10 protein-coding genes are annotated in these 11,517 nt (G+C 66.2%); 1 reads left to right on the forward strand and 9 read right to left on the reverse strand.

Going from position 1 to position 11,517, the window contains the following annotated elements:
• Window position 1: 1 nt before the first annotated feature.
• Complete coding sequence (locus LDN95_RS08720; RefSeq protein WP_226017272.1) at window positions 2–3,097, forward strand: efflux RND transporter permease subunit; 3,096 nt, start codon at window positions 2–4, stop codon at window positions 3,095–3,097.
• Between the two features lie 28 nt (window positions 3,098–3,125).
• Here the strand turns inward: LDN95_RS08720 and LDN95_RS08725 are convergent, their stop codons facing one another.
• From LDN95_RS08725 to LDN95_RS08765, 9 genes are all read right to left on the reverse strand, one after another.
• On the reverse strand, window positions 3,126–3,383 hold the full coding sequence (locus LDN95_RS08725) for a hypothetical protein (RefSeq protein ID WP_226017273.1): 258 nt from the start codon (window positions 3,381–3,383) through the stop codon (window positions 3,126–3,128).
• Between the two features lie 123 nt (window positions 3,384–3,506).
• Window positions 3,507–3,782 (reverse strand): HU family DNA-binding protein, encoded by a 276-nt coding sequence (locus LDN95_RS08730; RefSeq protein ID WP_226017274.1) that lies wholly within the window; start codon window positions 3,780–3,782, stop codon window positions 3,507–3,509.
• 210 nt (window positions 3,783–3,992) lie between these two features.
• Window positions 3,993–5,774, reverse strand: coding sequence for a chemotaxis protein (locus tag LDN95_RS08735; protein WP_226017275.1), 1,782 nt, complete (start codon window positions 5,772–5,774; stop codon window positions 3,993–3,995).
• 12 nt (window positions 5,775–5,786) lie between these two features.
• Window positions 5,787–6,872, reverse strand: a complete 1,086-nt coding sequence (locus LDN95_RS08740; protein WP_226017276.1) for a chemotaxis response regulator protein-glutamate methylesterase — start codon at window positions 6,870–6,872, stop codon at window positions 5,787–5,789.
• Entirely contained in the window at window positions 6,872–7,786 is a 915-nt protein-coding gene (locus tag LDN95_RS08745; protein WP_226017277.1) for a protein-glutamate O-methyltransferase CheR, read from the reverse strand. Before LDN95_RS08745 ends, LDN95_RS08740 begins: the two co-directional genes overlap by 1 nt.
• Window positions 7,783–8,271 carry a chemotaxis protein CheW gene (locus LDN95_RS08750; RefSeq protein ID WP_226017278.1) on the reverse strand — a complete coding sequence of 163 codons (489 nt, stop codon included), beginning with the start codon at window positions 8,269–8,271 and terminating at the stop codon, window positions 7,783–7,785. Before LDN95_RS08750 ends, LDN95_RS08745 begins: the two co-directional genes overlap by 4 nt.
• On the reverse strand, window positions 8,268–10,115 hold the full coding sequence (locus LDN95_RS08755; protein ID WP_226017279.1) for a methyl-accepting chemotaxis protein: 1,848 nt from the start codon (window positions 10,113–10,115) through the stop codon (window positions 8,268–8,270). The genes LDN95_RS08750 and LDN95_RS08755 overlap by 4 nt, the downstream gene beginning before the upstream one ends.
• 104 nt (window positions 10,116–10,219) lie before the next feature.
• Complete coding sequence (locus tag LDN95_RS08760; RefSeq protein WP_226017278.1) at window positions 10,220–10,708, reverse strand: chemotaxis protein CheW; 489 nt, start codon at window positions 10,706–10,708, stop codon at window positions 10,220–10,222.
• The coding region (locus LDN95_RS08765; protein ID WP_226017280.1) for a methyl-accepting chemotaxis protein at window positions 10,705–11,517 on the reverse strand (813 nt) is incomplete at its 5' end. The genes LDN95_RS08760 and LDN95_RS08765, both read right to left, overlap by 4 nt.

The following is an 11,517-nucleotide window of genomic DNA, read 5'->3' on the forward strand; positions in this document are numbered from 1 at the left end:
GATGCAGGCCACCTCGCTGCTTACCGGCATCGTCCGGCAGTCGTTGCGCCATCCGGTGATGGTGGTGTGCGCCGCGCTGCTGCTGCTCGGCTTCGGCGCGATCGCGCTGCGCGGTGCGGCTTTCGACGTGTTTCCCGATTTCGTTCCTCCGCAGGCGCAAGTACAAGTGGAGGCGCCGGGGTTCACCCCGTTGCAGGTGGAACAGCGCGTCACCCGCCCGCTTGAGGCGGCGATCAATGGCGCCAACGGGGTCGCTGCGGTGCGCTCGCAATCGTTGCAGGGGCTTTCTGCCATCGACGTCATCTTCCGCGAAGGCAGCGATCCCTATCGCGCGCGCCAGCAAGTGGCCGAGGCACTGGCCGATGCTGCCAGCGTGCTGCCCGCAGGCGTCGATGCCCCACGCATCACGCCGCTGACCTCCTCGACGATGGACCTGCTCAAGGTCGGGCTGGTCAGCGACCGGCTGACGCCGATGCAATTGCGCGATCTGGCGTTGTGGACGATCCGGCCGCGTCTGCTGGCGGCGGCCGGAGTGGCGCGGGTCAATGTGTTCGGCGGCGAACAGCGGCGCATCGAAGTGCGCGTGCGGCCGATGGCGCTGCTTGCGCGGGGGCTAACGCCCGGAGACGTCGCTGCTGCCGTGTCGCGCGCGGTGGCTGTCAGTGGTGGCGGATTTGCCGACACCCCCGACCAGCGCATCTTGATCGATCCGGGCGCTGGCTTGCACGGTGCACAGGCCATTGCCGGACTGGTTGTCGCGGCGGGTGCGGGTGGTGGCGCGGTCAAGGTTGCCGACGTGGCCGAGGTGGTTGATGCCGCCGCGCCGCGCTTTGGCGATGCGCTGGTGATGGGGCGGCCGGGCGTGCTGCTGACGATCTCCAGTCAGTACGGCGCGAACACGCTCGATTCCACGCAGGCCGTCGAGGCTGCGCTGGCCGAACTGACCCCGGTGTTGGCCAGACAGGGCGTGCAGGTCTACCCCGCGTTGCACCGCCCGGCCAACTTCATCGCGACCGCGCTGGCCGGTCTTGGCACCGACCTGCTGATCGGCGCCGCGCTGATCGCGCTGGTCCTGCTGGTGTTCCTGCGCCGCCTCCGGGTGGTGCTGATCGCCTTCGTGTCGATCCCGCTGTCGCTGGTGGCGGCTCTGCTGGTACTCGATCTGGCGGGGCAGACGATCAACACGATGACGCTGGGCGGCCTTGCCGTGGCGCTGGGCGTGGTGATCGATGATGCCATCGTCGATATCGAGAACATCGTGCGCCGGTTGCGCGGCGTGACCGAGCCCGCGCAGCGCCGCGCGGTGATCGAGGCGGCTTCGGTCGAGGTGCGCGCACCGGTGGTCTACGCTACCTTCGTGCTGGTGCTGTCGATGGCGCCGGTGATCGCGTTGACCGGATTGCAAGGCGCGTTCTTTGCCCCGTTGGGCGTGGCCTTTGTGCTGGCGACACTGGCGTCGCTGCTGGTTGCGCTGACACTGACCCCCGCGCTGGCATTGCTGTTGCTGGGTGGGGTGGAGCCACCGGCCGAGCCGCGCTTCCTTGAGCATGTCAAGAACGGCCATGCGCGCTGGGTGGAGCGGCTCAGCGCCATGCCGGGTCTTGTCGCTGGTACCGTCGGGGCCATCGGCTTTGCCGCCGCACTGGGCGCCATGGCGTTCGGCAGCGAACTGCTGCCAGCCTTGCGCGAACAGCATTACGTGATCGGCATCAATGGGCCAGCAGGCGCCTCGTTCGACTGGATGCGCGCGGCGGGGCAGCGCCTGTCGGGGCGGCTGCTGGCGATCCCGCAAGTGCTGAGCGTGGAAGAACAGATGGGCCGCGCCGAAGCGGGTGAAGACACCTGGCCGCCCAGTCAGGGGGAGTTTCACGTCCGGCTCAGGCGTGTGAACGCCGCTGGTGAGGATGCCGCACTCGACGCGATCCGTCACGTGCTCGACACGACGCCTGCCATTCGCAGCGAAGTGACGACATTTCTGGGCGACCGCATCAGTGAATCGCTTTCGGGCGAAACCGCGGCGGTATCTGTCGGCATTCACGGCACGGATCTTGATCAGCTTGATCGTGTGGCCGGGCAAGTCGCAATGGTCATCGGCAGGGTGTCTGGCGCAGCCGATGTGCAAGTGGCGACGACGCCTGCCACGCCGATGCTGGGGGTCACGCCCGATCCGGCGCGCATGGCGTTGCACGGTGTCAGCGCCGCCGATGCAGGTGAGGCGGTGCGCGCGACGTTCGCCGGCTTGCCTGCGGGTCAGGTCGGGCTGGCCGACCGCGCCATCGATGTGGTCGTGACCGTGCCGCCCACCTTGCGCCGCGATCCTGAAGCGCTGGGCGATGTGCTGGTGCGTGCCAGCGCGGCGGGTGCAACCGGCAGCGCGGTCCGGCTGGCCGATGTCGCCACGATCGTGCCCGGAAGCGCGCGCTCGGTCATCGCGCACGAAGGTGGCCAGCGCCGACAGGTAGTCACCGCCAATGTTACCGGACGCAGCGTTTCGAACTTCGTCGCCGATGCGCAGTCCGCCATCGCGCGCGACGTGGCGCTGCCGTCCGGCGTCTACCTGTCGTGGGCAGGCGCGGCCGAGGGGCAGGCCGCCGCCACGCGCCAGTTGGAGGGCCACGTCGCGCTGACCGCGATCGCGATGGTCGGCCTGCTGGTGCTGGCGTTCGGTGGTTTGCGCCCGGCGCTGCTGATCCTGGCGGGCATGCCGCTGGCGATGGCGGGCGGCGTGGCGGCGGTGGCGCTCACCGGCGGGGTCGTTTCGCTGGGCGCGCTGGTCGGGTTCATCACGCTGTTCGGCATTTCGGCGCGCAACGCGATCCTGCTCGTCGCCCACGCCGATCACCTTGTCGCAGAAGAAGGCCTGCCATGGTCGTTCGACACGCTGCTGCGCGCGGTGCGCGAGCGCGTGACCCCGATCGTGCTGACCGCGCTGGTCACCGCTTTTGCCCTGCTGCCGCTCGCGCTGGCCAATGGCGAGGCCGGGCGCGAGATTCAGGGACCGATGGCCATCGTCATCCTCGGCGGGCTGGCTTCATCGCTGGTGTTGACGCTGCTGCTGCTACCCGCGCTGGTCTGGCGCTGGCGGCATCGACCCTAAAGCAACGGTCTGCTGCATCGAAAAGCGTTCAGCCCTCGCTGCGGGCGACCATGTCCATGAAATTGCGTGCGGCATCGCGATCGGCCGGGTTCTTGAATGCCACGTCAAGCTCGGGCGCATTGCCCAGGATGTGCATCACCGCCCACATCGCAAAGCGGCGGCCGCGGTCAGTTTCGAGCCCAAAGTCGACCGCCAGCCGTTCCATCCCGATTTCCAGCATCGGCGGGCTGAGCGCTTCGGGCGAAGATGTGCCGAAATAGCGGCGTATCTGGTCATCAAGGTCCAAGTTTGCGTGCTCCAGAAACGCAAACGCGGTATCGGGGCAAGTCCGCAGACCGGCCCCGATACCGCGTCAATATCAACCGTCAGTCCGGGTGTTCACAAGCTGTGATCCCGTCGTCGGACCGGATCAGCCGTTGAGCTTGTCCTTCACCGCCTTGGCGGGAGCGAAAGTCAGCTTGCGCGAAGCGGCGATCTGGATCGTCGCGCCGGTCGAAGGGTTGCGGCCTTCGCGCGCCGGGGTGTCCTTGACCTTGAACTTGCCGAATGCGTTGAGCGAGATTTCCTCACCCTTGGCAGCAGCTTCGGCAATCGCGGCAAACACGGCGTCGACCAGCTTCTTGGCGTCGGCCTTGGTCAGACCCTGGGTGCTAGCGACGGCGTCGGCGAGTTCGGCAGTATTCATGGGAACAGATCCTCCTAGAATTGGACGTGTGACCTAGCTTGGCAAAATGCGCGCGTCCAGCCGGGCAATGTGGCTTAGCGGGCGGTTTTCACCGTTACGGAGGCAAATTGCTTCGAAAATCGTGGAATCGATCGGTTTTTTCGCATGGACAGGCGTCATCGCGCCCGCGCCGGTCACATGAGGCATCCGCCAACCCGGTTGCGGACCGTTTCAGAACAGGGCGGAGTCGAACAGGTCGTCGTCGCTTTGCTCTGCAACCGGGCTGGCAATGTCCGCGCCACCAAGCGCGGTCATGCCGGGCAGCAGGTGTCGGTTGTGGATGATCCGCTCGCTGGCCATGCTGTAGCGCACCCCCAGCCTTTCCAGCAGCCGTTGCAGCACGCCATCGCTGCCCGACAGCGCGCTTGCGGAATGATGGGCCGCTTGCTGCCCCAGTTGCGCCGCCGCGCTGGCCAGCTTGCGGGACAGCGTGGTGCTGACCGACAAGTCGCCGGTGGTTTCGCGCAACAGCCCGACGATCTCGCCCGATTGCTGGTCGACATCCTGCATCGCCTGATCGGCCAGACCCGCGCACGTGTCGATGGCTTCGAGCGCGGCGGTAAGGTCGGCTTCGGCATTCGAACCGCCCGCGTGAATCCGATTGCTTTCAAGCGTCTCGCTGATCGAGCCGAGTTCCTCGGCCGCCGTGTTGACCATTTCGGTAAGCGCGGCAAGGTCTTGCGATGCCGTGCGGATCGCATCGGCGATGACGGCGACCGGCCTGCCGATGCTGGCTTCGCGGCGGGCGCGGATATTGACGTTGATCGCCATGTAATCGACTTCGACGCGCAGATCCTCGACCACCTTGACCCGTTCGCGCAAGGCGTTGACCACGCCAAGTACCACTTCCGAAATGGCCCCGGCCTTGGTGTCCGCAACCTGCAACTGGTGGCTCATCTTGCGGGCATCGGCGATGCAGTCGCCCATCGTGTGCAGGAATGCGCCGCCTGCGGAAATTGCCTGCTCGTTCGCGTTCTTGCCCAGCAATGCATCGCAATCGGGGCCAAGCGCAGTCAAAGCGTCAAGCAACCTGCCGGTTTCATGCGCAAATTCTTGTCCGGCATCCTCAAGCAGAGCGGTCAGCAGCGCAAGAAACCGGCCTTGCGCCGCAGCGGCATCGCTTGCCACCGTGCCTTCGCCGGGGGGCGCCGAAGCGAGTTCGGCCTCCAACATGGCCAGCCCCTCGATCACGTGCTCGATGCGCTGGCGGGCGATGTCGCCGACCTGCAGCGCCCCCAGCGCCTCACCGATCCTGGATTGCAGCGACAGGGCGAGCCCGCGCGTCCTGACCGAAACGGTGCTCATATGCTGTTGGCGGGCCTGCAGCCTTCCGACCTCGGCCACCAGCGTATCGGGCACCGCCGGGATCACCCGCGCGCATTCGTGGGCCAGCACATCGTCGACGCCCTTCATGTCGCGCAAACTGCTTTGCAGCACCCTGACCTGACGCTGGAAATCCTCGACCTGCCGACCGCCATCGACCAGCTTGGCACGCATGTCCTGCGCGAATTCGACGAAATCGTGCTCACCGGCGGCGGCGATCTTGAGGTTGACGGTATAGAACTCGAGCACGGTCAGTACCCGCGCCACCTCCTCGCTCAATCCGCTAAGTCTGGCGATGACCGTGTGCAGCGCTTCGATCCGCGCGGTGCGTTCGGCCTGCCGCTGTGGAGCGGCGCGCATCTGCTCGCCTGCGGTCAGCAGCCGCTTGGCGGCCTTGCCTCCGGTCTCCTCGCCGAAAGCGCCCTCCATCACGTCGAGCCCGCGCAGCACGCTGGCGATCGTCTCGACCAGCCGTCCCAGCGTCATCCCGGCCGGAATGAAGCGATCGTCCAGCGTCGCCACCACCTCCCCGAGGCCAAGATCGCTGCCAGATGGGGTTGCGGCGCCTGGTTCTATCTCGCCGGGCCAGGGCGTTGCGCCAGACGCATCGGGAAAGACTTCATGGCGCATCGACCCGACCTCCTAGCGAACCGAGGCCAGCAGCATTTCGCGCGCGACCGAGCCCAGCGGTATCGCCCGTTCGGCCGCGCCGCGTGCAAGTGCTTCCTTCGGCATGCCGAACACCACCGAAGTCGCTTCGTCCTGCGCCAGCGTGCGGGCTCCCGCTTGCCGCATTTCCAGCAGGCCTTGCGCGCCATCGTCGCCCATGCCGGTAAGGATCACGCCTACCGCATTGCTGCCCGCGACGCGTGCGGCTGACCGAAACAGCACATCGACCGACGGCCGATGGCGTGACACCAGCGGTCCATCGCGCACCGAAACGGTATAGCGCGCGCCCTGCCGGACCAGCATAGTGTGGCGCCCGCCCGGCGCGATCAGGACATGGCCGCGCAGCACGCTGTCGCCGTCGGCGGCCTCCTTGACCCCCACCTCGCACAAGCCGTCGAGCCGCTGAGCGAACGAGCGCGTGAAGGATTCGGGCATGTGCTGGACGATCACGATGCCCGGCGAATTGGCCGGCAGGGCCTGTAGCACTTCGCGCAGGGCCTCGGTCCCTCCGGTCGATGCACCGATGCACACCACCATCTCGGTCGTGCGGCTCATTGCGCGGGCCCCCGGTGCCGGAAGCATGACATCGGCGCTGAGCTTGGCGGTCGGAGCCTGCGGCGCTTGTCCCGAGCGCTTGCGCACCCGCGCGCGGGCAGCCCCTTTGACAACATCGCGGATGCGCTGGTTCTGCTCGGCCAGAAAGTCGGCCACGCCAGCCCTCGGCTTCAGGATCACGTCCACCGCCCCCGCCTCAAGCGCCTGTAGCAGGGTCTCGGAGCCCTCCTCGGTCAGCGATGAACACATCACCACCGGCAGCGGACACTGTGACATCAGGCGGCGCAGGAAGGTGATGCCATCCATCCGCGGCATTTCGACATCGAGCGTGATGACGTCGGGCACCTCGTCGCGGATATAGCGCGCGGCCACGATCGGATCGCTGGCGGCCGCGATCACCTCGATCTCGGGATCTTCGGACAGGATCGTGGTCATCACGTGGCGTACGCTGGCCGAGTCATCGACCACAAGCACCCGGATCTTGCGCTGGCTACCTCCAAACATCACAATTTCCTGAACACGGTGTGGGCGACGGTTTTCAAGGGCAGATCAAGACCGGCGATCGATTCCGAATGGCCCAGGATGAGGTGTCCGCCGACATGAAGCCGGTCGCACAACCGTGTGATCACTTTGGCCTGCGTCAGCTTGTCGAAATAGATCAACACGTTGCGGGCAAAGATGACGTCCATCGGATCGCCCACGGGATAAGCGTCGTCCATCAGGTTGAGCCGCGCGAAGCTGATCCTGCTGCGCAGTTCGGGGACGATGCGCCCCTCTTTGCGGGCGGGGTTGTTGGCCATGCGCACATAGCGCCGGCGCAAGCCCTGCGGGACCGGGTCGAGGCTGGCAGCGGGATAGACCCCCTTGCGGGCCTGTTCGAGCACGTCGGTATCTATATCCGTCGCCAGTATCCGATAATCGAAATCACCGCGGCGTTCGCGAAAATCATCGAGCACCATGGCCAGCGTATAGGCCTCCATGCCGGTCGATGCCGCCGCGCTCCAACAGCGCATGCGACTGTGCCCTCCGGCATGGAACGCGGGCAGGATTTCCTCGCTCAGATAGTCGAAATGGGCGGGCTCGCGGAAGAAATCGGTCTTGTTGGTGGTGACCGCGTTGATGAAGTCGGTCATCGTGTCGGCGTCGGCAAGGCCCGAGGCAATATGCTCGCAATAGTCGTTGAGCGATGCAAAGCCCCCGTCGCGCATCCGCCGCCACAGCCTGCCTTCGATCAGGTGCAGCTTGCTGTCGGGCATCTTGATGCCGGTTTGCGCTTCGATGATGTTGGCAATCTTGCGGAACTGGCGCGGATTGAGCGTGCTGGCGGGATTCGCGGACTGCTTCAGGCCCGCTTGAATGGCGGGGATCTGGATGGCGGCGGGCGCGCGGGCCGGTGATGCGCCAGGGTGCCTGCTCATGCGGCCAGATCGTGGTTGGCACTGAGGATGGCGGTGTCCTCGGTGGTGAGGATGCGGGCGATGTCGACGAGCACGACAAAGCCGTTTTCCTCGCGCACGACGCCGGTGATGTAGTCGCTGTTCCAGCGCATGCCGATGCGCGGGGCAGGTTCCAGCCGCTCGCGTGCAAAGGTGCTGACGACCAGCGCGCGGTCGATCACCAGCCCCAGCAGAAGTGGGCCGGAACCCTGTTGCTGCACTTCAAGGAACAGGATGCGGGTCAACGGGGTGGGCGCTTGCGCGGGCAGACCGAAGCGGCGGCGCAAGTCGATGGTCGGCACACCTTCGCCGCGCACCGAGATCAGGCCGAGCACGTGGTCGGGGGTGCCGGGCAGGCGAAACGGCTCCTGATAGTCGAGGATTTCGCGCACCATCGCCACCGGAATGGCGAAGACTTCCTCGCCGATCCCGAAGGTCACGGCCTGGATTTCGGCAAGGTCGCTCATGCCACCAGTCCGAATTCCTGATCGTCATCGTCCGCGCCGCCCTGATCGAGTTCGAGGGCGAAGCCTTTCACGCGCTCTTTCTGGTCGGCGATCGAGTTGGGCCGGGGCGCTGCGGGCCGGGCGGGGCGCGATGCCGAGGGCTTGGTCCGCACAGTGCCGGTCTGGCGGGTCAAGCCACCGCGTGCCGCTCCTGACCGGGCAGCGCTGCCGCGTGTCGACCGGCTGTCCTGCCCGGTGCGGAAGAAGGCGATGCTCGATTGCAGTTCCTCGGATTGCGAGGACAGTTCCTCGGCGGTGGCGGCGATTTCCTCGGACGATCCGGCGTTCTGCTGGGTGACGGTGTCGAGCTGCTGGATGGCGGTGTTGATCTGGTCGGCGCCGATGTCCTGTTCGCGGCAGGCGACGCTGATTTCCGAGACGAGTTCGGAGGTGCGGCGGATGTCGGGGACCAGCCGGGTGAGCATTTCGCCTGCCTCGGTGGCGGCCTTGACGGTGTCGGTGGACAAGGTGCTGATTTCGGTGGCGGCAACCTGGCTGCGCTCGGCCAGCTTGCGCACTTCGGCAGCGACGACGGCAAAGCCCCGGCCATGTTCCCCGGCGCGCGCGGCCTCGACCGCAGCATTGAGCGCGAGCAGGTCGGTCTGGCGGGCGATTTCCTGAACGATCGAGATCTTCGAGGCGATCACCTGCATGGCCTCGACCGCCTTGGCCACGGCGGCGCCGCTCATTTCGGCATCCTTGGCCGACTGGCGGGCGATCTTCTCGGTCTGCGCGGCGTTGTCGGCGGTCTGCTTGATGTTGCCGGTCATCTCCTCGATCGCGCTCGAAGCCTGTTCCGATGCCGAAGCCTGTTCGGACGCACCTTGCGCCAGCGTCTCGGCCCCCGACGCCATCTGGCTGGCCCCGGTCGACACGTTCTGGGTCGATGCCGTCACATCCTCGATCACGCTGCGCAGGCGGTCGATCATGTTGACCAGCGCAATGCCCAGCCGGTCGTCCTGCGACAGAGGCTGGTGCGTGACCGTCAGATCGCCCTGCGCAATGCTTTCAGCCACCGCTGCCGACTGCCGCAACGATGCGGTCATCTGGTCGAGGTCGCCGATCAGGTCGGCAATCTCGTCGTTGCCGGTTGCTGCGACTTGCTGGTCAAGGTTGCCCAGAGCGACCGCGCGCAGGGCCGTACCGGCGCGGTTCAGGCCGGTGGAAATGGTGCGGATGACCCAGATCGTACCGCCAAGGCCAAGCACCAGCGCGATGATCGCGGTCCCGATCAGCACCATGCGGGCCTGCTCATAAGTCGCTGCCGCAGCCAGTTTGCCTTCGTTGAGATAGCGCTGCTGCAATGCGACGAGCTTGCCGGTGACCGCCGTGATCGCCTGCATCTTGGCGTACTGGACTTGGGTTGCAATCTTCGCAGCCTCGGCATTGCTCGCCGGGGTGTTCTGGATGCCAAGGTCGCGGATCTGCAGGAACGTCGGCTTGAGGTCGGCCCACCGGGTCTTGAGTTCGAGCCACAACGGCTTGCCGTCTTCCGAAGCCAGAGCGATGCCATCGTTCATCTGGCTTTCCATATCCTGCATGGAAGTGTTGATCTGCTCGTTGAACTGGCCGAACGTGCTGGGGTCGGTGTTGACCACGATCGATTGCTGGCTGGCCAGCATCTGCGAGATGTCGGCTTGAATCGTCTGGGCGATCATCGTCCGCCGCACCGGCCCGGCGAGCAGGTCGTCGCTGGACTGGTTCAGCGAGGCAGCCCGGTTGATGCCGATGCCGACGGTGAGCAGCAGCAGGGCAATCAGGACCGAAAATGTGACGGTCAGTTTCAGTTTGATCGTTGCACGCATCGGAGTTCTCGCAGTGGTGGGCCGTCGGGCCGGACAAGGGCGGTGAGGGCAGGTCGTGATCGTGATCAGGGCATGTCGTGGTCAGGGCAGGTCGCGGTTTGTGCTCATGCGGCCAGATCGTGGTTGGCACTGAGGATGGCGGTGTCCTCGGTGGTGAGGATGCGGGCGATGTCGACGAGCACGACAAAGCCGTTTTCCTCGCGCACGACGCCGGTGATGTAGTCGCTGTTCCAGCGCATGCCGATGCGCGGGGCAGGTTCCAGCCGCTCGCGTGCAAAGGTGCTGACGACCAGCGCGCGGTCGATCACCAGCCCCAGCAGAAGTGGGCCGGAACCCTGTTGCTGCACTTCAAGGAACAGGATGCGGGTCAACGGGGTGGGCGCTTGCGCGGGCAGACCGAAGCGGCGGCGCAAGTCGATGGTCGGCACACCTTCGCCGCGCACCGAGATCAGGCCGAGCACGTGGTCGGGGGTGCCGGGCAGGCGAAACGGCTCCTGATAGTCGAGGATTTCGCGCACCATCGCCACCGGAATGGCGAAGACTTCCTCGCCGATCCCGAAGGTCACGGCCTGGATTTCGGCAAGGTCGCTCATGCCACCAGTCCGAATTCCTGATCGTCATCGTCCGCGCCGCCCTGATCGAGTTCGAGGGCGAAGCCTTTCACGCGCTCTTTCTGGTCGGCGATCGAGTTGGGCCGGGGCGCTGCGGGCCGGGCGGGGCGCGATGCCGAGGGCTTGGTCCGCACAGTGCCGGTCTGGCGGGTCAAGCCACCGCGTGCCGCTCCTGACCGGGCAGCGCTGCCGCGTGTCGACCGGCTGTCCTGCCCGGTGCGGAAGAAGGCGATGCTCGATTGCAGTTCCTCGGATTGCGAGGACAGTTCCTCGGCGGTGGCGGCGATTTCCTCGGACGATCCGGCGTTCTGCTGGGTGACGGTGTCGAGCTGCTGGATGGCGGTGTTGATCTGGTCGGCGCCGATGTCCTGTTCGCGGCAGGCGACGCTGATTTCCGAGACGAGTTCGGAGGTGCGGCGGATGTCGGGGACCAGCCGGGTGAGCATTTCGCCTGCCTCGGTGGCGGCCTTGACGGTGTCGGTGGACAAGGTGCTGATTTCGGTGGCGGCAACCTGGCTGCGCTCGGCCAGCTTGCGCACTTCGGCAGCGACGACGGCAAAGCCCCGGCCATGTTCCCCGGCGCGCGCGGCCTCGACCGCAGCATTGAGCGCGAGCAGGTCGGTCTGGCGGGCGATTTCCTGAACGATCGAGATCTTCGAGGCGATCACCTGCATGGCCTCGACCGCCTTGGCCACGGCGGCGCCGCTCATTTCGGCATCCTTGGCCGACTGGCGGGCGATCTTCTCGGTCTGCGCGGCGTTGTCGGCGGTCTGCTTGATGTTGCCGGTCAT

Origin of the sequence: Novosphingobium sp. FKTRR1, from assembly GCF_020404405.1 — a bacterium.
GTDB lineage: Bacteria > Pseudomonadota > Alphaproteobacteria > Sphingomonadales > Sphingomonadaceae > Novosphingobium.